Genomic DNA, 26056 nt, shown 5'->3' on the forward strand with positions numbered 1-26056 from the left:
TCACAAATAATATTTCCTTTCAAGCAAGAGATTAAAAATCAAATAGATGTACTCACTTCAGATAGGTTTTCTATTGTAATACTTTGAAGCATTAATTGTTCACATTCTTTTTATAATCTGTTGTTATGGTTTGTTAACACATCTATTGCTTTTTCTTATATTTGATTTTCACCGGACTTAACAAATGTTAAAAGACCTTTTTAAGAGTAAAACGATAAAAATCAGCCTGGAAATATGTGCTGGTTTTCTTGTATTCTTCGCGCTGGTTTATCTGTTAGTTTATGTAGAGAAAGATAGTTCTCAGGCTAGTATTAAAGATTTTCAAAATGCTCTTTGGTATGCACTTGTCACGCTAACCACCGTTGGTTATGGAGATGTATTCCCTGCCACCTTGTATGGAAGAGGCATTGCATATATTTTTATCCTTATGAGTATCGGTATTTACGGTATTCTGATAGGTCAATTCACATCACTTATGGCTACAATCAAAGAAAACAAAAAGCTAGGGTACAATGGAACCAGCTTTGAAGGTCATGCAATCATTATTGGTTGGAATGAATTCGGCAAAATGGTTCTGGATCAATTGATTGGTGTAGGGAAGCAAGTCGCCATTGTAACTAACAAGAGAGATGATATTGATTTGATCAATGATCAATACCCTAACTCAAAGCACATATTTATTCTCTATGCTGACTTCAATGGATATGAACTGTTGAAGAAAACCAATATCGAACAATCTTCCATTGTATTTGTCAACCTGGATGATGATACGGAGAAACTTGTTTACATATTGAATCTAAAGAAGGTATTTCCTAATCTGGAATATGTAGTAACACTTGAAAATGGAGATTTGAAAAACACCTTCATCAGTGCAGGTGTTACCAATACCATATCAAAGCATGAACTATCTTCCAAACTTCTAGCATCCTATATGTTTGAACCAGATGTAGCCGCATACAGTGAAGACATCATGTCTTTCGCAAGGGCTGACTCTGATTATGACATCAAACAGTTTCTGGTGACATCTAACAACCCTTACGTTGGGAAACCATACCAGGAAGCATTTTTTGAGTTAAAAAGCAAATACAACAGTGTGCTCATCGGAATTACCAAACGTGACAAGTTTGGCAACAAGAAACTGATTAAAAACCCACTGGGTGATCTCAAAATAGCTCCTGGAGATTATCTGATCATTATCTTAAATGGAAAAGCATTCAAGCTTATCAGAAGAGCATTCCATGTAAATGAAGGATACATCAGAGATAAACATTAAACACTTATGAAAAGTATCAAGTTATTCTCAAGTTTAGTTCTTGCTGGAGTTTTGGTTGTTTCTGGTTGTAAAAACAGAGACATCAATGCGGGTGAAGCCTTTCAACCTCGTGAAATACATGAAAACATCAGTTTTCACTTTGATAAGATTACCGTAGATGGGATTGAATATTTGATCCTGGAAAAAGACAATAACAACCCACATGAAGGTTTTGGTTTCATGGCATTTAGAGCAAACAAGCTAGTAGCTAAACAAGACACCTTACTTGCTTACATCAAAACGTTAACAGACCTTCAAACAAAAACTTACGCAGCTGTGACTGGAAAAAGTTTGGAAGAAGCTTCACTAGAAACCAATGAACTACTTCAAATCCACCTGGAGGAAGAAATTAGTGAGATAACCAGACTTGAGTCAAGCAATCTTCAATCAGACAATAGAAAAACAAAGGAGGAAACTGAAGAATAATCAGTTTCCAAAAAATCCTTTTAATGTCTTCAACGACTTTGACAGCTCTTCAGTAATCACTGGAGAATCAACGATATCCTTTGCCACTTTCACAGCGTCGATCAATTCGTCTTTGTCTTTAAAAACTTCGTTCAGTATGTGACAGTCATAAATCAATGACATAAGCACCACAAAGCCTGGTGTAGGTTTTGCACTCTTAAACACAATAGTGAACATCGAATCTCTAATCTGCTGTTCAAATGCGTAATTGGCATTATCCATTCGCTCAGATAAAGGAATCCACATCAACTTGGTTGCTTCTTTTCTAAGTATGCCTCGTTGTATCAATAATTGATTAAGATCCTCTTGAATATCTTTAAACTGATGAGATAAGTGCTCGATTGTTTCCAATAGCTCACTGCCACTTTTCAATTTTTTAAGAACATTATCCAAAATAACATTTCCAGTTCCAGTCAGATCTATGACAGTAATTATATTGTCATTCAGATCTAATTTCTTCTGTAGATGCAACTCAAGAATACAAGCACTGATAAGACCAGGAACTATCGATTTCTCCGCAGCCGCCAGCAATCTTCCTTCTTCATCATCTAAAGCTATCAGGTAAAGCCCTTCAGCAATGCTAATTTTCATATTTATAAGATAGTTGGGTATTTAGCTTTTCTTTAACAATAATCCCATTGTTAAACCTTGCACCAAAATTGAGAAAACTACACAACAATAGGTAACAAATAGTATAGTTTCTTTAACAGAACCTTCAATCCATGTGAATTCTGATAATGAAAGGGCTAATGCAACCGATATTCCACCACGTAATCCACCCCAAGTCAAAATTGCAATAGTCTTCGGTTCGAACTTCCGGTAAGTGGACATAATACCTATAGGTATAGATACTCCCAGTAGTCTTGCCATCAGCACGATTAGGATACCTACAACTCCCACCAAAATACTTGCTGGAGAGAAGGAATTGGCAATAACAATCACTTCCAATCCTACCAAAATGAACAATATGGCATTAAGAGCTTCATCCAGAAGGTGCCAAAACTTAAACACGTACTCTCCCGTAGCATTCGCTAATTTCTCGTCTCTACCCTCATTACCGATGAAAAGTCCCATTACCACCATTCCTAATGGCCCAGATACATGAAGAAACTCTGCAATTCTTCCTCCTACCATAACTAGTGTAAGTGTTACAAGAACTTCCAACTCAACGTGATCATTATCTATAAAATTCAGTAATCTAAAGCCCAAGAATCCGAAGATTGCTCCAAGTAATACACCACCGATTACCTCTTGTCCAAAAAGAAGTGCAACACCACCTACAGTAACTTCACCACCACCATGGGCTCCATGAGCACCTTCAGCGCCACCATGCATAGACATAGCAATATTCAAAATAGTTAAGAACACTACTACCCCTACTCCATCATTGAAAAGTGACTCACCAGCAATTTTTATTTCGAGGTTTTTAGACAAACCAAATTTCTTGATCAAGGCCAAAACGGCAATAGGATCCGTTGGTGAAATTAAAGCACCAAAAAGCAAACAATAGATGTAATCAATTTCGACTCCAAGGACTGGGAAAATGTAGAATACAAGTGTTCCAACAATAAATGTAGAAAGAAGTGTACCGACAGTAGCTAAAATGATAACAGCTACTCGCTCCTCTAAAAGCTTCCGTAAATCCACCGAAAGTGCTCCTGCAAAAAGAAGGAAGTTTAGCATAACTCCCATGAGTACTTCCTTAAAATCAAACTCCTCAACAATGTGTTCAGCACCTCTTGCTACAGATGGAAAAACATATCCCATAATCAATATAAAAAGTGACATCATTAAGGCGATCGCCATCAATCCAATAGTACTTGGCAGCTTCAAAACAGTAATGTTTATGAGCGTAAATACTGCTGCAAGAAAAATTAATAGCGTAATTAGATCTAATATACTCATGCGATGAATGAAATAATGGAAGAAATAGTGTCCATATTGGTTGAGGCAAAATAAGTACTATAATATTACAAAAAAAATACTGACTAACTTTTATTCTTAAATGAATTAGAGTTAAATCTTGGCATATTTTGAATAAAAGGGGATTTTTGCTTTCAATATGAAAATTACAGCAAACAGAATTATTGCAATATTTTGGGTTTTCCTATGCATTAGCGGTTGCACGCCGCTCAGGCAAACAACTGGCTCTGTGAAGGTCAAGAAATCACTTAAGAAATCAGTAATTTTCGCTAATCAATTCACCGGATTTTTACTCTTTGACCCACAGTCTAAAGAGTATTTATTGGAGCATAATGCGGACCTTCATTTCACCCCAGCGTCTAACACTAAAATTTTCACTACAGCAGCTTGTCTTAGTATTTTTAATGACTCCATTCCCTCCTTCAAAGTAAAGTACGACAGTTTACTTCATTTGTATCCTCTAGGAGACCCTACCTTTCTACATCCTGACTTTCCAAGTCAGCCGGCCATTTCCAAAATCCAAGGCAAGTCAGTAACTGTACACCTTCCTTACACAGAACTTACTGCTTTTGGACCAGGATGGGCGTGGGACGATTACCAATATAGCTTTCAGTCAGAAAGGTCCTGGCTCCCAATATATGGCAATGAAGTGAGGATTTTCAATTCAGACACACTTCATGTAATCCCTTCGTTCTTCGAAGATTACATCGACCTTTATATTGGAGAGCGTCCCGGCAGTTTTGTCCATCGATCCCGTGATTATAACCTATTCAATATCTGGATGGAACACGATTCCAGCCAGTTTGAACGCAAGATACCCTTCCAGTACAGTGACGAACTGCTAGCAACTCTGCTTGAAGACACAATCAATGCTCCCATAACTATTTCAAATGAAGACTTTTCAGGTCCAGGATATGACATTATCTACAATCAATCGACTATACCGACTCTGGCAGTCATGATGCAACGAAGTGATAACTTCATGGCAGAACAACTTTTGATTACAGCTGCCCGACTATCCGGTCATAACAACTTGAATGCTTTTAGAGCAAAGATTCTTGATCTGTGGGGATTAACCAATGATATACAATGGGTGGATGGATCTGGACTTTCAAGATACAACCTATTTACACCAAGAGCACTTGTGAAAACGCTCAATCAGATCTATTTAGCTACAGATTGGAAAAACATTGAATACATATTCCCGAATGGAGGCAAATCAGGAACTATTAAAAACTGGTACTCAGGTGTTAACCAACCATACGTATTCGCGAAAACTGGAACATTAAGTAACAATCACTGTTTGAGCGGATTTATCGTTACTAATTCGGGTAGGAAATTGATCTTCTCCTTTATGAACAACAATTACCTCACTCCAGTGAGTGAGGTAAAAGCTGAAATGCAAAAAGTTCTGGAAATCATAAGAGATTCCTATTAATCTCCATAGTTACCAATTAAACCGCCAGACAATCTCATCAATTCTACTTTGGAATCCATCAGATTATACAATGCCTGAAGTTTTTGAACAGAGGCCGTTAAGTAGTTATTCTGAACAACTCTAAAGTCAAATGAGTTAATCGTACCACCCTTGAATTTCTCTTCGGAAATCGAATAGTTGATTCGTGCAGCTTCTTCGCTTCTATTACTAATTCCGTAGAGTTGTCTTCTAACCTGATATCTTTCATAAGCTTGGTACAAATCCCTATCTAAAGTCGTTTCTAGCTTTTCTATTCTGAGGTTACCAATATCCTCTGCAACTACTGCATTGCGAATGGCTCTATTGACTTTACCTCCATTAAACAAGTTAAAGCTTAGTGTAAAATTCGCAAAATAGGTTCCCGTTTTGGAGACCAAAGGCTCTGGAGGGTTTTGATATTCTGGATTTGGTCCTGTATAAGAAGCGTTGGTTAAGTCAGAAACATTCCTATTCCAGTTATAACCACCGTTGAAACTCAAAGTTGGATATAAATCCGCCTTGTTTTGCCTCACCTGAGTTTCTAAAATGGATTGGGATATGTAGATCTTCTTCATGTCTACATTTTCGGAATACATGGTCTTTTTCAACTCATCAAAATCATACAACTCCACTTCGAATATCAATTCATCAGTAAATTCATAATCCTGATTAATATCTTCACTTACCAGAAGGACATTTAATGTTCTTACAGCATTTCTGTAGATCAAACCTTGATTAATCAAGTTGGTCGAATCCGTCAGGTAGTTATTCTCTTCAAGTAGTACATCGCTTGTTACGGCACTTCCCATTTGATATTTGGTATCCGTATACCTAAAGCGATCTCTGCTCAATTCAAGCTGGGTTTGGTATGCTTCGAATCTATCTTTCTCTAGAACTGCATTGTAATATGCAAGAATGATAGCTTGAAGCGTATTAGCAATGACAACATCCGCATTCTGCATCGATTCTGCTTCCAGTTGCTCCAGGCGTCTTTTGCTTATGATCGCTTTATTTCCTTGAAAAATGGTCCAGTTGATGTTCAATGATGGAGTCAATCCATAGGTTCTTTGATCATCCAATTCAAACCCGGGAAACAACTGACCTCCAAAGAATTGATTATCTGACTGCTGATTTCGAATATTGTTTTGACTAGCTACATCCAATCGAACTGAAGGCAAAATCCCAGCCTCTCCCCAACTATTGTTGTTTTGTGAGGTAATTACATTCTTTTGCTCAATTTGAATATCATAATTTCTTTCCAGACCAATTTGAATGGCATCTGACAAAGAAAGAGGCTGCTGAGCCCATGCAGACCCAGCACCTATCAATAGGGTTATTAATAAAGTGTAATACTTCATTATCAATTTCTTAGATTAAAATAATTAAGCTGATTCTCTGTATTCTTCAAGTCGTTCTTCATCCATAAGAACTCTCTCTACTTCTTCTCTGGTTGGCTTCTTACCTGTCCACAACCACTTGAATGCACGACGCACATCATTGAAGAAAAGAATAAGTACTGGGAAGAACACCAGAATGATGAATGTTCCAATCAACACACCATATGCTACGGAAATGGCCATAGGTATTAAGAACTGAGCTTGAAAACTAGTTTCTTTGATCAAAGGATACAATCCCAACACCGTGGTTAAAGATGTCAGCATGATGGCTCGGAATCTGGACAATCCAGCTTCATACGCCGCTTCATAAACAGTGTATCCATCATCTTTCACGAGAGAATTGAACTTAGAAAGGAATACCACCGCATCATTAATGATTACCCCTGACAGGGCAACCATACCCCAAACAGACAAAAGTGATACCGGCAGATCTCTTCCACTGATCCAAGACTCTACTCCATGACCAAACATAGCTCCAAACCAACCTAAAGGGATCATCAAAGTAATCAAAAGCGCTTGATAGAATGATCGGAATGTAATCATCAGAATAAAGAAGATTAACAAAAATGCTCCACCAAAGAACATTCCAATTTCCTTACCTGCTCTGGCACTTTCTTTGGACTGTCCACCGTAATCAACAGTTACAGTTGGAAACTGTGCTTGCAATTGAGGTATGATCGTATTCTGAATTTTCTCCAAAATTGGTGGCACCTCAGCGAAAGGATCTTGCATGTCCGCTTCTACAGTAACTGCTCGGGAAGAATTAAAGTGCTTGATTCCACTAACCCCTCTTTCAATACGGTAATCAGCAACTTGATTTAGAGGAAACTCCTGACCAGAGGTTGTCTTCACTTTGATATCCTCCACCTGACTGATGCTTTGACGATCACTCTTAGGATATCGCACCCAAACACGTAATTCATCATCACCTTTCATGAATCTTTGAGCTTCTTCACCGAAAAATCCTTGACGAAGCTGATTGGTAATATCATTATGAGTCAATCCCAGGAAATATGCTTCAGGACGTAAGTCGAAAAGCATTTCGCGACGACCAATCGGAACATTGTCTTGAATCTCTTTCAAGTCAGGGATGTTCGCCAACTCTCTTTTCAAGAATTCCTTAGCTTCACCTAGCTCCTGATAGTTCTTCCCTAGAAGCATAACGGAGACTGGCTTACCCCATCTATTCCCTCCTCCTATACTGAATTTCTCAGCCTCTGGAACAGGTCCTATTTCTTTTCGGATTTTGCCAATGAGATCAAATTGATTGATTCCATAAGGATCTAGCTCGTCATACATGACGTTCACATTACCCGCATGCGAACCGCTTTCACCATCTCCTGAGAAACCTACATTTGTGAATGTATATGTAATGATATCATTATCTACCTTGAACTCCTGCTTCAATTCATCATTGACCTTCCAAACAGCATCATTGAATCGCTCCAGGTATGCTTCTACTTTTTGCTCACGCTCACCTGGCTTAAAGCTGATATTGATATTAAAGCTATTGAATGGTATTTGAGGGAAGAATGTCGCTTTGATCTGACCTCCCATGAGCAACCCAATAATGACCATCAGGAAACCAACCAATACCGCCATAGAAACCAGGCGATATTGCATTGCATTTCTTAGTAGGCGCCCATACACTTTGATACGCATGTAATCAATAAAGCCATTGAGCACCTTCCTGATTTTGTAACTTCTAGTATCCTCCTTTTTGACACTTAAAACTTTCTTACTCGCTAAGTGAGCAGGGAGAATGAAGAATGCTTCCAATAATGAAAATGCCAAACTAAAAATCACCACATAGGCCATGTCCTTTAGGAACTCAAAGCCTCCTGTAAGTAATAACAATGGCAAGAACGCAACAATAGTTGTTAATACTGAGGTAAATACCGCCGGTACCACTTCCAAAGTTCCTCTTACCGCCGCCTGAATTGGATTCTTACTCTTCTCAAAATGCGTGTAGATATTTTCTGCAATTACGATTCCGTCATCTACGAGAATACCAATCACCAAGATCATCCCAAATAAGGAGATCATATTCACTGTTAATCCAACAAATGAACCAAGAATAAACATACCCAGGAAGGATGAAGGAATACCCCATGCTACCCAGAACGAAAGTCTAAGACTCAAAAACAGTCCGAGAGATATCAATACTAAAATCAACCCAACCACACCATTGGATGTCAATAGGTCCAAACGCTGGTTTAGCATGTTATTGAAATCCCAGGTAGTTGTCAACTGTACAGCATCATGCTCTTCATTGAACTTAGTTACATATTCACTAACCGCCTGTGAAATCTGAGTTAAGTCTTCTGACTCTAATTTTCTAACCTCAAGAAAAACCGCTTCCTTACCATTTAGCAAGCCTTTATTTGGTTCATCTGCGAATTGCTCTCTGATGGTTGCAATATCTCTTAATCGGAGCTTGGTGCCATCTGTATTACTTCTGACAACTATTTCAGAAATCTCATCGGCTTCTGTTTGCTTAGCTTTAGATCGAATAAGAATCTCTTCTTTATTTCCCTTGATGGAACCGGCCGAAATATCTCGGTTATTCAACCGAACTGCACTGACTACCTGATCAAACGTTAGATTATATCTTCTAAGTGTCTCTTCAGACACTTCAATAGATATTTCTAATGCCGGAAAGCCCGTAATATTAATTTGACTTATTACACCAGTAGCCATGAGTTCATCCTCAATCTGCTCAGCATAATCTTTCAGTGTCTTCAAACTAACATCACCTGTAAGTCCTAACCACTGCGCTGTTGATCGCTGACGCTGCTTGAAGATAATAGGCTTTTCAGCTCCGGCAGGGAAAGAAGATATACCATCTACTGCATTCTTAACTTCAGTATAGATTTCATCAATATCATAATTATCCAGTGTAAGAATGCTAATACTCGCCACATTCTCAGAAGATGTAGAAGTTAACTCGTCAATTCCAGCAGTGGACTTTAGTGCTTCTTCAATCTTAGTTGTTACTCCCTCTTCCATTTCCTCTGGAGAGGCTCCGGGATAAGCAACCGTTATATTGATCACTCGATCCTTTGCCGTCGGGAAAAACGACATCTTGGTATTCAAGAAACTTACCACACCTCCGATTACCGTTAGCGCAATTAGAATATTGGCTAGAATCGGATATTTTACAAAATAGGCTACTAAACCTTTTATTGAATTCATTTACAAATGGGTTTAGTTAGATCCTGCACTAGTACTCAACTCCATGTCGATATCCTTCTTTTCAGACTTGAAGACCACCATATTGTTGTGCGCATTGACCAAAGGTTCTACTACCAGGCTTTCACCCTCTTTCAATCCACTGATCACCACGTTTTCATCCATGGTTCGGTGCACAAATACTTTCTTTACTTTTAGCAATGTGTCTTCCACTACAAATACTTCATTCGAGTTATAAAGTACATTTCGAGGGATTAGCATACCGTCTTTCACTGTACTAGCAGGAATTGCCGATTGTAAGAACTGGCCGTCATAAATCTTTTGCTTACCCGTATTGATTGTCAAATAAACGTCAACAGACTGTGTGTTCTGATTTACAAAATCACTGATTCGTGCTACTTCTCCAGTCCATTTTTGCTGTGTTTCGCTAGAATAAATTTCTGCTGGAGAACCTACTTGTACCCAGGGAATGTCTCTGGTTTCAACTGCAACTTTCAGTTCGTGCAGTCCGGTTCGGATGATCGTTCCAATCTTAGTTCCTGGATTGATAAAGGCTCCAGACTCCATGTTAACTTCAGAAATACTACCATCAAACGGCGCATAATATCTATGTTTTCTTAATCGCTCCTCTGCACTTTTGATGGTATAGTAAGTAGAGTAAATTCCTCTTGTAGCTAGGAATGTCTTTTCCTTATCCGATTTCGCTTCTGGAAGCTCTGGCAGATTCTTCTCTATATCTATGGTTGAAAAATAGCTCTCCCATGACGAGAAGTTATCACTGTAATCGATCTTCATATCTGGAAGAATCGCAGCGATATCTCTAAGAAAATTACTCTTTTGGGATTTTAATGTTAAAGAAGATTCAGTATCATCAATATAGAACAGTAGCGTTCCTTTTTTGAAGTTCTGCCCTTCTTTCAATCTTACATTTCCTTGATACATTCTTCCTGACACTTCAGAAAGCAAGTCAAGTGATTGAGCAGTTTCTACTCTTCCAAATGCACTGATGAACGTTTCTATGTCATCATAATTCACCTGCTTGGTTTCTACATACTTTTTAGAAACAGGTGCTTTCTTTACTTCCGGCGCTTCTTTTTGCCCGGCGAAAAAATAGGCCAACGCAAATGCCAACAACAACACCCCGGCGGTTGAACCGAGGATAATCAATTGCCTTTTGTTCATACAGATTAGTTAGAATTAGTGAATTTTCAAAAAGTCATGTGATTTAAAGGATTTTGGAATCTTTTGTTGCGAAAAAATGTACATTATTGATAAACGGGCAATATCCTGTTGCGAACTGTTAATTAACCTTGCATAAGGTGACCTAGATTTACACGTATGGAAAAGATCAATAAGACCGAAGAGGAATGGAAACAGGAATTAACTCCTGAGCAATTCCACATATTACGACAAAAAGGAACAGAGCGTCCATGGACTGGAGAATTGTTGAATAATAAGGATTATGGCAAGTACACATGTGCTGCCTGTGGAAATGAGCTTTTTATATCAGACACTAAATTTGATTCGGGATGTGGCTGGCCAAGTTTCTTTGCGCCCATTGAAAAAAATGCTGTAGAATACCACATGGATAAATCTTTCGGCATGATCCGAACTGAAGTAACATGCGGCAAATGCGAAGGACATTTAGGCCATGTATTCCATGATGGACCACCTCCCACCGGCGAGCGTTTCTGTATGAACAGTGGAGCATTGAAGTTTACGCCGATTTCTGACCGTTCGTAAAAGTTATTTTCACATACGGCAAAAAGATGAATACTTTTAGTGGTAACACATCCAATGTTAACCATCATGAAAATAAAAGTATTCTTACTTGCTGTTTTAAGCTTATTCATCAATTTCAATAATCAGGCTCAAAAAAAGAAAAAGTCTGAAGCTGGCAAATCCTATCCGGAAGAATTTTACGGAGGTTTAGAGTGGCGAAATATCGGTCCTTTTAGAGGGGGCAGATCTGCAGCGGTAACTGGTGTACCAGGAAAACCGAACCTTTACTATTTTGGATCTACAGGTGGTGGGGTCTGGAGAACAACAGATGCCGGAAGTACTTTTGAGAACATCTCTGATGGATATTTTGGAGGATCTATTGGTGCAGTTGCTGTAAGTGATTGGGATCCAAATGTCATCTATGTGGGTGGCGGAGAAAAAACAGTCCGTGGTAATGTATCCTACGGATACGGCATGTGGAAGTCTGTTGATGCAGGAAAAACCTGGTCAGAAATTGGATTAAAGAATTCGAGACATATCCCTAGAATCAAAATTCATCCTAAAAACCCTGATTTGGTTTATGCTGCGGTGCTAGGAGACCTGTTCAAACCAACATCAGAAAGAGGAATATACCGATCTAAAGACGGTGGTCAATCCTGGGAACAAGTTCTCTTTGTCAATGAAAATGCTGGATTTGTAGACTTAGTGCTGGATCCTGCCAATCCTAGAATTCTTTATGCTTCTAGTTGGAGAATCCGAAGAACACCATACAGCTTGGAAAGTGGAGGTGAAGGATCCGCAATATGGAAAAGTACAGATGGTGGAGACACCTGGACTAACATTTCCAAAAATGAAGGTCTTCCTGGGGGAATCTGGGGGATTTCGGGAATTACTGTTTCCCCTGTCAATAATGAAAGAGTCTGGGCACTCATTGAAAACCAGAATGGCGGAGTTTATAGATCTGATGATGGTGGCAAAACCTGGAAAAAGACTAATAGCAGCAGATCTTTGAGACAAAGAGCATGGTATTACACCAGAATTTATGCGGATACTCAAGATGAAGATAAAGTCTATGTATTAAATGTAAACTATCATGTCTCAACAGATGGAGGCAGAACCTTCGAATCAAGCAATGCTCCACACGGAGATCATCATGACTTATGGATTGATCCAGAGAATAATGAGCGAATGATCATTGGTGATGATGGAGGTGCACAGATCTCATTTGATGCAGGTGAAAATTGGTCGACTTACCACAATCAACCTACATCACAGTTTTACAGAGTAGTAACAGACAATGCCTTCCCATACAGAATCTATGGAGCACAGCAAGACAACTCAACAGTAAGAATTGCTCACAGAACATCGGGAAGATTTATTGGTGAATCTGATTGGGAATCTACTGCTGGTGGTGAAAGTGCTCACATTGCTGTAGATCCTACTAATGATGAAATTGTATATGGAGGAAGTTATGATGGCTATTTGACACGTTACAACCACGACACTGAGGAAATACAAGCTGTAAATGTATGGCCAGATAACCCAATGGGTTGGGGTGCAGAAGGAATGAAATATCGTTTCCAGTGGAACTTCCCAATATTCTTCTCCCCTCACAATCCAAAGAAAATCTACACTGCATCCAATCACTTGCACGCTTCTACCAACGGAGGACAATCATGGGATTTGATCAGTCCAGACTTAACGACCAACGACACAACCAAATTAGGATCATCCGGTGGACCAATTACAAAAGACAATACATCTGTAGAATATTACTGTACCATTTTCGCTGCCGCAGAATCCCAGCACGAAGAAGGAGTTATTTACACCGGATCAGATGATGGGTTAATCCACATCACCAAAGATGGCGGTAAGAATTGGAAAAACATCACGCCTCCTGGCATGCCTAAATGGACGATGATCAATAGCATTGAAATTGATCCATTCAACAAAGGAGGAATGCTATTCGCTGGCACCAGATACAAGTTTGGAGACTATCAGCCATACCTTTATAAGACTTCAGATTATGGAGCTACCTGGACCAAAATCACTACAGGAATAGCTAATGATCACTTTACAAGAGTACTCCGTGCTGACCCAGAACGTCAAGGATTACTCTATGCAGGTACTGAAACAGGAATGTATATTTCGTTTGACAGTGGACTTTCATGGAAACCTTTCCAAATGAATCTACCTATCGTTCCAATTACAGACTTGACGATTAAGAACAACAACCTTATTGCGGCTACACAGGGACGCGGATTCTGGATCATCGATGACCTCACTCCTCTTCATCAGTTGAATGACCAAGTAGTACAATCCTCTGCTTACCTCTTTAAACCAATGGAGACATACCGAATGGGTGGCGGAAATGGCAGGACATCTAAAACGGCTGGAACTAACCATCCAGGAGGTGTACTTACCTATTTCTTCCTAAAGGATACTGCAGCGGTTGACACTGTTTCACTTTCTTATAAAGAAGCCAATGGATCGGTCATCAAAACCTTCAGCAATTATCCAGACAAAAAGAAGGATGAAGAAAAACTTGAGTTCAAACAAGGCATGAACATGTTCAATTGGGATATGATCTATCCAGATGCTAAAACATTTGATGGAATGATTTTGTGGTGGAGTAATACGAGTGGTCCAACTGCTGTCCCTGGCGAATACACCATTGACCTCACTGTAAATGGTGAAACCTCAACTCAATCTTTTACTTTGATCAAAGACCCTAGAAGCAGTGCAAGTCAGGAAGATCTTCAAAAGCAATTTGATTTCTTAATAGAAGTCCGAGATAAACTGACTGAAACACATGAAGCAATCACTAACATTCGCAAAGCGAAATCGAAAATCAATGATGTCACTAAATCGCTTGATGCTGAAGAGTACAAAGAATTAAAAGATAAGACTAAAGATGTGGTAAAGCGAATGTCAGATATTGAGAAAGCACTATATCAAACTAAAAATGAAAGCCGACAAGATCCGCTAAACTTCCCTGTAAGATTGAATAATAAGCTTGGACACCTCGCAGCATTGACCTCCTATGGAGACAATGCCCCTACTGAACAGTCCTATGCCTTTAAGGATGAAGTAATTGCAAATATTGATGCTCAATTGAGTGAATTATATAAAATTTTCAATGAAGAAATTACTGAAATCAATCAATTAATAATTGATAACAAAATTCAGTTAATCGAGCTAGATGAATAGATGAAATTGGTCATATTTGTGTCCAAACACATTTTTTCATCATGTACAACGTAGTAATTATAGGTGGTGGTATAGTAGGGTTAGCTTCTGCACTTAAAATAAAGGAAGCCAACCCTAAGCTGAGAGTGGCTGTCGTGGAAAAGGAAAAAGACCTTGCCAGCCACCAAACTGGTCACAACAGTGGTGTAATACACTCAGGGCTCTACTACAAGCCAGGAAGCTTGAAAGCTAAAAACTGTGTAGACGGTTACAACCAGCTGATTCGCTTTTGTGATGAAGAAGAAATCAATTATGAGCTATGTGGTAAAATTGTAGTTGCTACCAACGATTCTCAATTACCAACTCTGGATATGCTGTATGAACGAGGTGTTCAGAATGGTCTGGATGGCATGAAGAAGTTGGATAAAGACGAATTGCAATCTTACGAACCGCATGTAAATGGCGTAAAAGGAATCTTTGTTCCGCAAACTGGGATTATTGATTACAAAGCGGTTGCTTATAAATACGCGGAGAAGATCAGACATTTCAATGGTGACATCTTCCCTGATAACAAGGTAACTGACATTAAAGAAGCGAATGGTTTCATTCAGGTAGTTACTAATAGACAGACCTTAACCACTAGACTTGTCATTAACTGTACTGGTTTATTTTCTGATAAGATTGCCAAGTTAACAGGTATGCCTGTTGATTATAGAATCATCCCGTTTAGAGGAGAATACTATAAAATTAAGCCTGAGAAAGAACACCTAGTTAAGAATCTTATATACCCAGTACCAGACCCTAATTTCCCATTCTTGGGTGTTCACTTCACCAGAATGATCAATGGAGGGATTGAGGCTGGACCAAATGCTGTATTAGCCTACAAGCGAGAGGGTTACACCAAAAAAGATATCAGCTTAGGAGATATGGCTGGAACACTTGGGTGGAAAGGGTTTAGAAAAGTAGCTGGTAAATACTGGAAAACAGGTCTTGGTGAATTCTATAGATCCTATTCAAAAAATGCGTTCACCAAAGCTCTTCAAGAATTATTACCAGACATTCAGAAAAACGACCTGGTACCAGGAGGCTCAGGTGTTAGAGCACAAGCATGTGATCGTAATGGTGGTTTAATTGACGACTTCTTGATCCTTGAAACGGAAAAAGTAATTAATGTAGGAAATGCTCCATCTCCAGCAGCTACTTCTTCCCTATCAATTGGTGACCATGTGGCATCATTGGCTCTTAAGCGATTTGACAAATAAGGTCCTGAAGAAGACGTTTATCAAAAATTCATCACAAATCTCAAAACCTTTAACCTATCGTATGTAGTTAAAGTGAGAAACCAACATTCAAGCAATTGATGATGAATTTTAATAAACAACTACTACTTATAGGAATACTAGCAATTTCGATTTCTGCGTGTGCTCAGCAATCTGACGAAAAAACAGAAGGCAAATCTTCTGAAGCTATTGAGAAAATAGAATTATCAGAAGCTGAGTGGAAAAGCAAGTTAACCGATGAGCAATTCTATGTACTTCGTAAAGAAGGTACAGAAAGAGCTTTTACAGGAGAGTATTGGAACAACAAAGAAAAAGGTACTTACTTATGCGCTGCATGTAAGCTCCCTTTATTTAGTTCTGACACCAAATTCAAATCAGGTACAGGATGGCCTAGCTTTTATGAACCGATCAACACAGTCAATGTAGGTCAAGACAAAGATAGTTCGTTAGGAATGCTTAGAACCGAAGTGCATTGTGCCAGATGTGGCGGTCACCTTGGCCATGTATTCCCTGATGGTCCTAAGCCAACCGGATTAAGGTATTGTATCAACTCTGTTTCTTTAGCTTTCGAGAAGGAAGACTAAACGTTACAGTTCTCTTTAAGAAACTCTAAGGCCCGAAGTTCCATGTAACTTGGGCCTTTCTTTTTGATCGTAAACCCAACATGTCCACCGCGCTTGGGGATTTCAAGAAATATCAAGTCACTCTTGCCAGCAATTTCTCTTGGGTAACATGGTTCACCCAACATGGGATCATTCTCAGCATTAACGATTAATACAGGTCGATCTATACTAGGCAGAAATTGATCACAGGTAGCTTTTTCAAAAAAGTCCTCCTTAGAATCATATCCATGTAATGGAGCTGTGTATCGATCGTGAAACTCATCAAAATCATCCATTTGTTCTATTCCTTCTGCTGAAATAACATCAGGATGCTGTTCCGCCTTAATGGCTATCTTTTTCAACAACTTCTTTAGAAAGCGCCGCTCATAAAACCTATTACCTGGCTCCTTGAGCATTACCGCACTGTTTCTAAGGTTACAAGGCACACTAAACACACAGGCACCGACAATTCGAGGATCACGTGTCTCCTCACCCAAATACTTTAAGGTCATACTTCCACCCATGGAGTATCCCATCATTACCACCTGATCATAACCTCTCTGAAGCACAGTATTTACTACTTGAGACAAATCTGGCGTATCTCCATGATGATAGAATCGTGGCAATCGGTTCATCTCGCCACTACAGCTTCTGCAATTCCAACCTGCAACATCCCAGCCTTGTTCTTTAAAAAATTTAGCTGTTCGTTTCATATAGTACCGACCGCTATCCCCTTCCAGACCGTGCGACAGGATAATGCATCGCTTACTATCTGACTTAACCCAATCTATATCCAGGAAATCTCCATCGGATAGCTCTAATCGTTCACGAGTGTATAAATCCTCCTTCACCTTAAAGAACATGGATGGAATCACCGTTTCCCAGTGCCCATTGAGCATGTAAGAGGGAGACTTTTTGTAAGCTGATTGTACTATTGGCATTATCTATTAATTATTGGCAGCACCATCTTCTACCCAACAAGTAATTAAATCAATTTCTCTCTGCGTCAAATCCTCTCTTTCAGGTGGAGGCATAGATCCAGAAGACGTTCTTGAATTAATTCTTTCAGCATTGGCCATGATTTGCTCCTTAGTGTTCAACAGAGGAGATTGTGAGGATCCATGACAACCAGTAACCGCACAATTCACTTCAATGATCGGCATAACTTCAGATTCTAAACTGGTTCCACTCAGTATTTCAAAAGTTCCATCATCATTACAACCTTCTGCATCTTTCACGATGTAGGTGTGAGTTCCTGCTTCAAGTCCAGTAAACGTATTAGATGAAGTAAATTCCCTATCATCAATACTATATTGATAGGTTTCAGTACCTCCTACAGCACTTATTTTCACTTCTCCATTAGATGTGGTACAACCAGAAGTAGTCTTGGACGTGATTTGTGCTAGGACATTACCTGATTCGGAAGGTATAACGGCATTTACCGATACCGTACAATCATTGCCATCTTTGACGAGGAATATGTACGACCCAGCAGTAAGCCCATCAAACACATTTTCTTCTTGATACTCACTCCCAGACATGCTGAATTGGTAATCACCAGTTCCACCTGAGGCGGTGAGAACCAACTGCCCTGGCAAATCACATTTTACACTTTCAAATGTTTCAACGACTAAACTAAGATCACTTTCAGTACAATCAATGCCAGGATCATCTTTCCCTGAATTACATCCAATAATCAAACTGATTAAAACAAAATAGTGAATTGCATTAGTATATCTCATTCTGAACTTTGTACAGGATTTTGTACCGATAAAGCTAATGAGATTTGATTTGAATAACTTATTCTTGATCCGGCAACAACTCCCAGGTGTGATCAGATAATAGCTTAACACTACCAACATACTCACTCCATTTTTTAGATCTTCCCCATTCTTTGGGTTTAATCATGGACAGAAAGTCTGAACCATTTTCTCGTGTGTACAAATGATACTCTTGACCAATAACTGGCGAAAAGCCCATTTCACTCTGATAAATCCTCTCAGAAATTTCAACTCGTTTCTTCAGTTGGTTAGCCTGATCTAGCAACGTTTTCATTTGCCCAAATATTTGATCAAACTGTCTGGTTGTTTGATCCTGCATGGCGGTCATTGCCTGACCTCTGATCTTGCCCTTATCTTCCGGCTTGATCAATGCGCCACCAACGGTATGTGCATACTCGATCAACCCAGGCAAATCAGTAATCTTTTCCCTTTCTTTCTCGAGATCTATTTTAGAAACATCAATTTTGTTATTCACCTTCCTTTATTCTTTCTTCCAAACTTTTCTTGGCACCTGGCCAGGTGGTTCTTGTACTCATATCATAACCGATAATGATCATGATAATCAGAAAAATCGCTGCAATTGCAAAAAAAATCTTCTTTGACCTTTTCATATCCTAATATCAACTGCAAATTTGAGCAATAGTTTTAAAAAGAGATATGACGGTAGACGGTAAATTAATCGAGAAATCAGAAACACAAGAAGTAACCAACAGTTTCAAAAAGCGAGAATTTGTGGTAGAATACGCAGAAAACCCACAATATCCTGAATTTTTGAAGTTCGAATTAATCCAAACGAATTGCCAGCAACTTGATGCTTTTAACATTGGCGATGAAATGACCATCTCTTTCAACCTTAAAGGTAGAAAGTGGACAGATCGAAGCGGTGAAGTAAAATACTTTAACAGTCTGCAGGCCTGGAGATTGGAAAAGAAAGCAGGTAGTGCACCAGCAAGTGGTGCTCCCGACACACCTCCCCCACCATCAGACGATTGGATGAAGGAGGACTTTTCTTCAGACGAAGATCTTCCGTTCTAAGCGTTTCGCTTTTTTCTGAAGGTTATTGGAATGTAGTCGTCAGTCGGTAAACCAATATGAGCAAGATCCCATTCCTTGTCATAATTATTGATTAACTGACGGATACATTCCACACGATCTTCGGTTGGATAAGGACATTCGTCCCAATGGAAAATTTCAACACGATAATTGTATTGTTTCTTAATTCCATTAACTCTTACCTCAACTTCTATGTCTTGTTCTTCGTTAAGTTGAGGGATTTCGATTCCTATTATTCCCATAAGTCATTCGGTTTAGTATATATTAGGTATCAAAAAATATACCCATTTACGCAACCAACTTTAAATCAGCGAGTTAAATAATTCTCATTGATTTTAAATGACCGAATAAGAACACTTATATGTTCATAAATAGAATACAAACTCTAATTTTTTTATCGGCGACTATTATGTCTATAGGTTCATCCTGTGATGGCAATAAAGAAAAACGTCCCTCACCACTGACGACGGATAGTATAGCTATAGGCCAAACACATATCCTGGTAGAGTATAGTAGTCCAGCAGTTAAAAAAAGAAAGATCTGGGGTGAACTGGTACCTTATGGAGAAATCTGGAGAACTGGGGCCAACCGAGCATCATTCATTACGACTGACAAAGACATCAAAATTGAAAACAACCTCCTTCCAGCAGGCAAGTATTCGATATTCACTATACCCACTGATTCAACCTGGTCCATTATTTTCAATGAAGACTGGGATCAATGGGGAGCATTTAATTACATGGAGAATAAAGATGCCTTTAGGATCAAAGTCAAACCCGTTAAGTCTTCTTTTGATGAACGTATGAAATTTACACTTTCAGAAGATGCCTTGAAGTTTGACTGGGAAGAACTTGAATTTAGCCTGAAGCTGCAAGCCAATTTATAGTTGCCTTAAGGCATCCATTGAAATCCGAGTAATGACATTGGTTAATTCGGTTATTGTATCCTCACAATCGGTAATCATAAACCGACGCTTCATAAATTTAGGATCCATAAATCCAATATAAACATCACCGTACTCTTCCCAAACGATTATTTCTAGAGGTAAATCAAGAGCTGCACTGGGTTGACACTGCAAAAGTGTGGTTGAAAGAGTTGGCTCTTCAAAAAGTATGCTACGTGTCGAATCTAATTCCATTCCTCTTTCACGAGCTATTTCATCATGATTAACTGTTTCAAAATAGATCAGTTTCTCATCTGCCTGAATTACTTCTATTAATTTAGAAACTGTTTCCTGAACTCCTTTGTCACTTTTATACACTGTCAGAGTCTGTGCAAAAGCAATATTTGCATAGATTAGTAGACCAATTATGATCAAAAGTGGTTTTTGCATGTCTTGTATACGGTGAAATCAACTGCTAAAAAACTAAATTATGTGATGGCAAGAAAGTATTCATGCGAGAAATCCATGAATTCAACCAATTATTTGACAAAATCACCTTAAATCGGCACAAAAATTAAATACAATTGCATCAGTTTACTTAGCTTGTTTCAAAGTCTATTAATTTTGTTACACAAATCAACCTAAGACCGAATGAACATTTACGCCAAACTCACCTTACTCTGTGTTGCACTGGTAATTATCACTTCAACAGTGGTTTACTTTCTGGTAAATATGGAGTTGGAAAATGCGTTTTCGACTGAGGCTATACAAGCCATGGCTAATGACCCAAGCACTGTTTCCGCTACTGTTCAGAAAAGCATTGACGGCATTCAGACAAAGTTAATATGGACTATTCTCGCAGTGATCGGTGGATCCATCATATTGGCAGTGGCAGTTGCCAACATGTTTGTAAAACCAATCCTCAAAATCACCAAAGCTGCTGAAGCTATCGCTGGTGGAAATCTGGAAGTAGAAATCCCTGTTAATTCTAATGATGAATTAGGTAAACTAGCAGACAATCTAAATAAAGCATCAAAAGGCCTTATTAAGCGACTAGCTGAGCAAAGAAAGTTCAATGAAACACTGGAAGCTCAAAAAGATGAGATTCAAGCGCAAAAGTTGAAAATCGAAGAGGTTAACAATCAGATTTCTGATAGTATTATTTATGCTCAAAGAATTCAGAAGTCCATTCTTCCCGAACTGAATGTAATGTCACGCCTCGTTAAAGATGCATTTGTCATTTATAAACCTAAGGATGTTGTTAGTGGTGATTTCTATTGGTTTGAAAGAGTTCGTCAAGGCAGAAATGAGTATTTGATCATCGCTTGTGCAGACTGTACGGGTCATGGCGTACCTGGTGCTATCATGTCGATCATGGGAAGTAATCAACTGACCAACATCGTTTATTACCAAAACTATTTGGACCCTGTAAAAATCCTTGCTCGATTGGATAAGGTTATCAAATTCGAATTACAAAGAGATGAGAATGATGATAAACATAGCCGAGACGGAATGGAAATCGGAATTTGTGTTATCAATCTGGATGACTTATCGATGGAGTTTGCTGGTGCAGGCATTCCACTTTACCTGATCAAAAATGGCTCTACAGAATTGGAAACCTACAAGAGTCCTAAAATGATGGTTGGCGGTATTGAAGGTGACGAAAAAGAAGTTTCAGAGCAACTAGAGAAGCAAACTATACAACTACAAGAAGGAGATAAAATCTTCCTATCATCTGACGGCTATCAGGATCAGTTTGGTGGCGAGAATGATAAGAAGTTCATGTCTAAAAACTTCAAGAAACTAATCGAAGATGGTGCCAACAGCCCGATGAGTGACTTGAAAACCATACTAGACGATGAGTTTGAAGCATGGAGAGGTAATACTCCACAAACTGATGATGTGGTTGTACTAGGCGTTCAGATCTAGACAAGAACAAGACATATTGGAATAAAAAAGGACTTCATCGCTGAAGTCCTTTTTTTGTGTTTAATAGTTTTATATTCTTTCCGTTAGTACCTAACGAGTAGTTCTTCATCCACAGACATTTCATATAGCTCACCAAGAGCCTTATTCAACGCGTTCAATAAGTCCTCATCCAGATCAATATCAGGATTAAGTTCTTCCATTGTCTTCAGTGTCATACCTCTTTCTCTAACATCATCTAGACACTTAAGACAAATTCTTGTCCAGGATTGCGGACTAATGTTTTCGGTACACCAATTTTTAAAATTGCTAGCTTTTACTGCCATTCTTTATTTATTAAAGCTTAAAGCCAATTATTGAAATATCATCGTTCAAACCACTGTCACTCTTCCAATCATCTATCGTTTGGCTTAAAAACTGGTATTGCTCATTCAATGGCTTAGTGTGAATTGACTTCAGCATCTCCTCGAATTTCTCCTGAGAGAATCTCACACCATCCTGATTCTCCTGGTTATAGAAACCATTAGAGAACATATAATAAGTAGATCCATCAGTAATATCAATTTTGTCAGCCATAAGATCATTGGCATGTTCTGGAGACTCACCTTCCAAAACAACCATCTCATCACCATCAAAAATGATCATGTCCTGATTGATTCCACTAAATTGAAGAGTACGTGCATTATTATCAAACAACGCTACAGACACCTTCATTTCACACTGCAGCTCTTTACTTCCTGCAGCGTCTAACTCCTGGGTAAGTTCTTTAATGATATCACCAGAGTGGAAAATTTTACGATCCTGAATCAAATCATTCAGTACTGAATCAGCAATCAGCGTTTTAAGAGAACCTACAATCCCTTTACCATCAAATTCAATAACCGCTACTACCGTATAATCTTCAGACCTGAAGTTCAAACTGGTAGTCCAGATAAACTCTTCACTAAAAAGGTACTTGCTTCGGTACATAACAAAATGATCAGCAAAGATTCTATTCAAATACCTCTCATTTGGTAACATCGATTGCTGAAGAAGACCAGCATATCTTATACTATCAATTAATCGCTTATTGATCTTATTGATTTCTTCAGTTCTTTCCTTAACTCTTCTCTCAAGTTCAGTATTGGTATCTTCTAGTTCTTTCAGGTGATCCTCACTATCCTGAGATTGCTGATAAGTCTCCATTGCCCTATCAAGCACACCTTTCATCTCATCAAAGTTCCAGGGCTTAGTGATATACTTATAGATACCACATCTGTTGATACCGTCTTTGATTGCTTCTATATCTGTAAAACCCGTCAAGATAATCTTGATCATATCCGGGTAATCAGGCAAAATCTTCTCTAACAGCTCTGTACCAGTCATTTCTGGCATTCGCTGATCGGTCACAATTACCTGAATCTCGTTTTCTTTAAGGATGTCTATAGCCTCAATTGGGCTAGCTGTTGTATGTACGTTAAAGAACTTTCTAAAATTCGATTTAAATACTCTCAAGTTGGTGGTTTCATCATCCACATATAACAAGGAGTATTTCCTTTCTTTCTTCGCTCTTCTTAATTCTGCAGTCTCTTGAATTTCTTCCATCACTGTATGTGCTAGGCGTTCTTTTTAGTGTTCGTGTTGTTGGTTATTTGAATTATTTGCTTTCAGCAACCTTCTTATTGTCGTCATTGTTTGCTTCTCTTACCGATTTTGGTAGAGTAATCACAAACTCCGTACCCTTGTTTTCTTCACTGGTGAATTCAATTTTACCACCGTGCTTTTCAATGATTCCATAGGTAATGGACATTCCGAGTCCGGTACCAACTCCAACGGCTTTAGTTGTAAAGAATGGTTCCCAAATTCTGTTTTTAATTTTCTCTGGAATTCCGGAGCCGTTATCTTTTAGTCGGATAACTACTTCATCCTCCAACTCCTCGGTGTAGATGGTGATTTCACCGTCTTTTCTATCTTCCGGAATGGCTTGAATACCATTATTCAGAATGTTCATGAATACCTGATTCAACTGACCAGGATAACATTCAATCTCATTCATCTTCTCATCATAGTATTTAGATACTTTGATTCTGTTCTTCGTTTTATTTCTAAGTAGAGTAAGTGTCGCATCAATGTTTTCATTAACATTTGCCTGCTTAACTTCCTCTTCATCAAGTCTTGAGAATACACGAAGACCTTTTACAATCTCGATGGTTCTCGTTACCCCGTAGTTTACATCCTTGATCAATTCATCAAGTTCTTCTAGAATCTCCTCGTACTCGTGCTCTTCTTTAAGCTCCTTAATGTTTTCTATTACTTCTTCCAGATCTGCATCCCCTTCATCTAAACGAGAGTACTCTTCCGCAATTTCTCTCAATGACTCAATGGACATCTTAATAGATACCATACCACTGGAAATAAAGTTGATCGGGTTATTGATCTCATGAGCAATACCAGCTGTCAACTGACCAAGTGATGCCATCTTTTCAGAGTGTACCAACTGTGATTGTGTACCTTTCAATGACTCTAGAGCTTTATTCAATTCTTCTTTAGAGTCTTGCTCCTTCTTCAGCGTTTCTTTCAGTTTTTTCTCAGCTAAGAATAGTTTCTCGTTATCGAGCAACTGCTTATCCGCCAATTCTCTAATTTCTTCTTCAGAATCCTGTAGCTTCTTGTAGGCATCGTTCAAGTCATCCTGTGCCTTGATCAATTTCTCATTAATTCTTATTTGCTCCTCAGAAGACTTAAGCAATTTGGCCTCTGAATCCTGAAGCTTGGTGTTGTTCTGTTCGAGTTCTTTTCGAGATTGATAAAGCTTTTTGTTAATCAACTTTTGCTTTTGGAAGTTGATCTTCAATTGCTCCTCTGATTTCTTCACCTTGATGTAGGCTTTGTTAGCCGACAAGTAGTTATCTCCAGCCAACTTGACCAATGGACGGAAAACGAAAAACCCTTGAATTAATAAGAAACCTAAAAAGGCTCCAAATACAATCTTCTCTATTAAGCTATAACCTGTTTTGTAAGATTGAGACTCATTTACCCAGTACTCTGATATAGCCTTTGATGCAGTCTCGTAGTTTCTAACTGTGTTGAGAAGGGTTTGAATACTGGTCCTCAAGGATAAGGCATTGATGTCTGACTTATTCTCAGTGTACACGTTGTCCAGCAAATTGCTGGCATTTGTATTCATTTCAGCAAAGTAGAACTTGAGGTTTTCCTGCAACTGTTGATACTCACTACTTGGAGAAAATGGTTGAATACCCAATTCAGGATTTCCATTTTTCAAAGCCTCATGCCCTCTTCTCCAGATTGGCAATATTCTTCCTAATTCAGTTTGGAAAATCGTAAAATTTCTTTCAGTGTTGGAATACCCCATACCTAAAGCTGCTTTTACGATCTGCTGCCCCATGGCAGTCTGATCAGTGGCAACTCTAACCGTCACAGGGTCATCATTAAAGTTGTCAATTAAATCTTTCTGAACGAAGAAGATGTAATATGCTACTGAACCCGCAACAATAATGGCTGTCAACACGTAGGCTATAGCGTAAAGATCCTTCTTTAACATACTTGGTAATGGTTGGTTAGTAATGGACTATCTCAGCAATCTTAAATTTAATCAATCTTTTCAAATACCGCCGAATATTAGAAAAGTCCATAGAACAATCCACAAAATAAAGCTTAATTCAGCTTATTCTCAAGAGACTGATTACTTAAGTTCAAATACCACTGGTTCTCATTGGAGTTCAAATTCTCTGAATATTCCAAATTGAATCATCATGCATTTTATCTAATATTTCTCTCACAAACAACATTTCAAAAAGCATTTAGATATCATTTGGTATAAAAAAAGAATCAATCAGCATTATATTGCAGTCAATAAGCAAACAGTGCGAACTAGA

At 38.6% G+C, this 26056-nt stretch carries 24 protein-coding genes; 10 read left to right on the top strand and 14 right to left on the bottom strand.

The window, feature by feature from the left end:
• Positions 1 to 184: 184 nt before the first annotated feature.
• The gene (locus NXS00_RS13290; RefSeq protein WP_258099704.1) at positions 185 to 1273 is read left to right on the top strand and encodes a potassium channel family protein; all 1089 of its coding nucleotides are present in this window, start codon (positions 185 to 187) and stop codon (positions 1271 to 1273) included.
• A 6-nt stretch (positions 1274 to 1279) separates the two neighbouring features.
• Positions 1280 to 1738 (top strand): hypothetical protein, encoded by a 459-nt coding sequence (locus NXS00_RS13295; protein ID WP_258099705.1) that lies wholly within the window; start codon positions 1280 to 1282, stop codon positions 1736 to 1738.
• Here the strand turns inward: NXS00_RS13295 and NXS00_RS13300 are convergent, their stop codons facing one another.
• The gene (locus NXS00_RS13300) at positions 1739 to 2368 is read right to left on the bottom strand and encodes a GOLPH3/VPS74 family protein (RefSeq protein ID WP_258099706.1); all 630 of its coding nucleotides are present in this window, start codon (positions 2366 to 2368) and stop codon (positions 1739 to 1741) included.
• A 21-nt stretch (positions 2369 to 2389) separates the two neighbouring features.
• Positions 2390 to 3682 carry a cation:proton antiporter gene (locus NXS00_RS13305; RefSeq protein WP_258099707.1) on the bottom strand — a complete coding sequence of 431 codons (1293 nt, stop codon included), beginning with the start codon at positions 3680 to 3682 and terminating at the stop codon, positions 2390 to 2392.
• A gap of 247 nt (positions 3683 to 3929) precedes the next feature.
• Between NXS00_RS13305 and NXS00_RS13310 the strand changes: the two genes are divergently transcribed.
• A complete protein-coding gene (locus NXS00_RS13310; RefSeq protein ID WP_258099708.1) occupies positions 3930 to 5138 on the top strand; it encodes a D-alanyl-D-alanine carboxypeptidase in 1209 nt (402 codons plus the stop codon).
• Here NXS00_RS13310 and NXS00_RS13315 read toward each other — a convergent pair.
• Genes NXS00_RS13315 through NXS00_RS13325 form a run of 3 tightly spaced genes read right to left on the bottom strand, consistent with a single transcriptional unit; the run spans position 5135 to position 10927 of the window.
• Positions 5135 to 6514, bottom strand: a complete 1380-nt coding sequence (locus NXS00_RS13315) for a TolC family protein (RefSeq protein ID WP_258099709.1) — start codon at positions 6512 to 6514, stop codon at positions 5135 to 5137. The two genes, NXS00_RS13310 and NXS00_RS13315, sit on opposite strands and share 4 nt — an antisense overlap.
• Before the next feature lie 24 nt (positions 6515 to 6538).
• Positions 6539 to 9748: an efflux RND transporter permease subunit gene (locus NXS00_RS13320; RefSeq protein ID WP_258099710.1), complete on the bottom strand. Its 3210-nt coding sequence runs from the start codon at positions 9746 to 9748 to the stop codon at positions 6539 to 6541.
• 12 nt (positions 9749 to 9760) lie between these two features.
• On the bottom strand, positions 9761 to 10927 hold the full coding sequence (locus NXS00_RS13325) for an efflux RND transporter periplasmic adaptor subunit (RefSeq protein ID WP_258099711.1): 1167 nt from the start codon (positions 10925 to 10927) through the stop codon (positions 9761 to 9763).
• A gap of 156 nt (positions 10928 to 11083) precedes the next feature.
• On the opposite strand from NXS00_RS13325, the gene msrB (NXS00_RS13330) reads away from it, so the two are divergent.
• The 4 genes from msrB (NXS00_RS13330) to msrB (NXS00_RS13345) all read left to right on the top strand — a co-directional run bounded on the left by msrB (NXS00_RS13330) (position 11084) and on the right by msrB (NXS00_RS13345) (position 16520).
• Entirely contained in the window at positions 11084 to 11488 is a 405-nt protein-coding gene (gene msrB, locus NXS00_RS13330; RefSeq protein WP_258099712.1) for a peptide-methionine (R)-S-oxide reductase MsrB, read from the top strand.
• 66 nt (positions 11489 to 11554) lie between these two features.
• Positions 11555 to 14677 (top strand): VPS10 domain-containing protein, encoded by a 3123-nt coding sequence (locus NXS00_RS13335; protein ID WP_258099713.1) that lies wholly within the window; start codon positions 11555 to 11557, stop codon positions 14675 to 14677.
• A gap of 41 nt (positions 14678 to 14718) precedes the next feature.
• Complete coding sequence (lhgD, locus tag NXS00_RS13340) at positions 14719 to 15918, top strand: L-2-hydroxyglutarate dehydrogenase (protein WP_258099714.1); 1200 nt, start codon at positions 14719 to 14721, stop codon at positions 15916 to 15918.
• Positions 15919 to 16016: 98 nt separating this feature from the next.
• Positions 16017 to 16520, top strand: a complete 504-nt coding sequence (gene msrB / locus NXS00_RS13345) for a peptide-methionine (R)-S-oxide reductase MsrB (protein WP_373418667.1) — start codon at positions 16017 to 16019, stop codon at positions 16518 to 16520.
• On the opposite strand, the gene NXS00_RS13350 is transcribed toward msrB (NXS00_RS13345), so the two are convergent.
• The 4 genes from NXS00_RS13350 to NXS00_RS13365 are packed head-to-tail and all read right to left on the bottom strand — an operon-like array spanning position 16517 to position 18930.
• Positions 16517 to 17479, bottom strand: coding sequence for a YheT family hydrolase (locus NXS00_RS13350; protein ID WP_258099715.1), 963 nt, complete (start codon positions 17477 to 17479; stop codon positions 16517 to 16519). The two genes, msrB (NXS00_RS13345) and NXS00_RS13350, sit on opposite strands and share 4 nt — an antisense overlap.
• A 6-nt stretch (positions 17480 to 17485) precedes the next feature.
• Positions 17486 to 18280: a hypothetical protein gene (locus tag NXS00_RS13355; protein WP_258099716.1), complete on the bottom strand. Its 795-nt coding sequence runs from the start codon at positions 18278 to 18280 to the stop codon at positions 17486 to 17488.
• A gap of 58 nt (positions 18281 to 18338) precedes the next feature.
• Positions 18339 to 18794: a DUF2452 domain-containing protein gene (locus NXS00_RS13360; protein WP_258099717.1), complete on the bottom strand. Its 456-nt coding sequence runs from the start codon at positions 18792 to 18794 to the stop codon at positions 18339 to 18341.
• On the bottom strand, positions 18787 to 18930 hold the full coding sequence (locus NXS00_RS13365; protein ID WP_258099718.1) for a hypothetical protein: 144 nt from the start codon (positions 18928 to 18930) through the stop codon (positions 18787 to 18789). The genes NXS00_RS13360 and NXS00_RS13365 overlap by 8 nt, the downstream gene beginning before the upstream one ends.
• A 46-nt stretch (positions 18931 to 18976) precedes the next feature.
• Here NXS00_RS13365 and NXS00_RS13370 point away from each other — a divergent pair, with 46 nt between their 5' ends.
• Positions 18977 to 19354 (top strand): DUF3127 domain-containing protein, encoded by a 378-nt coding sequence (locus tag NXS00_RS13370; RefSeq protein WP_258099719.1) that lies wholly within the window; start codon positions 18977 to 18979, stop codon positions 19352 to 19354.
• Here the strand turns inward: NXS00_RS13370 and NXS00_RS13375 are convergent.
• A complete protein-coding gene (locus tag NXS00_RS13375) occupies positions 19351 to 19614 on the bottom strand; it encodes a hypothetical protein (protein ID WP_258099720.1) in 264 nt (87 codons plus the stop codon). The genes NXS00_RS13370 and NXS00_RS13375 overlap by 4 nt on opposite strands.
• A gap of 167 nt (positions 19615 to 19781) precedes the next feature.
• On the opposite strand from NXS00_RS13375, the gene NXS00_RS13380 reads away from it, so the two are divergent.
• Entirely contained in the window at positions 19782 to 20258 is a 477-nt protein-coding gene (locus NXS00_RS13380) for a DUF2911 domain-containing protein (RefSeq protein WP_258099721.1), read from the top strand.
• Here the strand turns inward: NXS00_RS13380 and NXS00_RS13385 are convergent.
• Positions 20253 to 20705: a DUF302 domain-containing protein gene (locus tag NXS00_RS13385; protein ID WP_258099722.1), complete on the bottom strand. Its 453-nt coding sequence runs from the start codon at positions 20703 to 20705 to the stop codon at positions 20253 to 20255. The two genes, NXS00_RS13380 and NXS00_RS13385, sit on opposite strands and share 6 nt — an antisense overlap.
• Positions 20706 to 20906: 201 nt before the next feature.
• Between NXS00_RS13385 and NXS00_RS13390 the strand changes: the two genes are divergently transcribed.
• Entirely contained in the window at positions 20907 to 22184 is a 1278-nt protein-coding gene (locus tag NXS00_RS13390) for a PP2C family protein-serine/threonine phosphatase (RefSeq protein ID WP_258099723.1), read from the top strand.
• An 83-nt stretch (positions 22185 to 22267) separates the two neighbouring features.
• Here NXS00_RS13390 and NXS00_RS13395 read toward each other — a convergent pair whose 3' ends face one another.
• Genes NXS00_RS13395 through NXS00_RS13405 form a run of 3 tightly spaced genes read right to left on the bottom strand, consistent with a single transcriptional unit; the run spans position 22268 to position 25722 of the window.
• The gene (locus NXS00_RS13395) at positions 22268 to 22507 is read right to left on the bottom strand and encodes a hypothetical protein (RefSeq protein WP_258099724.1); all 240 of its coding nucleotides are present in this window, start codon (positions 22505 to 22507) and stop codon (positions 22268 to 22270) included.
• Between the two features lie 10 nt (positions 22508 to 22517).
• Positions 22518 to 23765 carry a response regulator gene (locus NXS00_RS13400; protein WP_258099725.1) on the bottom strand — a complete coding sequence of 416 codons (1248 nt, stop codon included), beginning with the start codon at positions 23763 to 23765 and terminating at the stop codon, positions 22518 to 22520.
• A gap of 52 nt (positions 23766 to 23817) precedes the next feature.
• A complete protein-coding gene (locus NXS00_RS13405; RefSeq protein ID WP_258099726.1) occupies positions 23818 to 25722 on the bottom strand; it encodes an ATP-binding protein in 1905 nt (634 codons plus the stop codon).
• Between the last annotated feature and the right edge of the window lie 334 nt (positions 25723 to 26056).

This window comes from Marinoscillum pacificum, assembly GCF_024714495.1.
Classification (GTDB): Bacteria; Bacteroidota; Bacteroidia; order Cytophagales; family Cyclobacteriaceae; genus Marinoscillum; species Marinoscillum pacificum.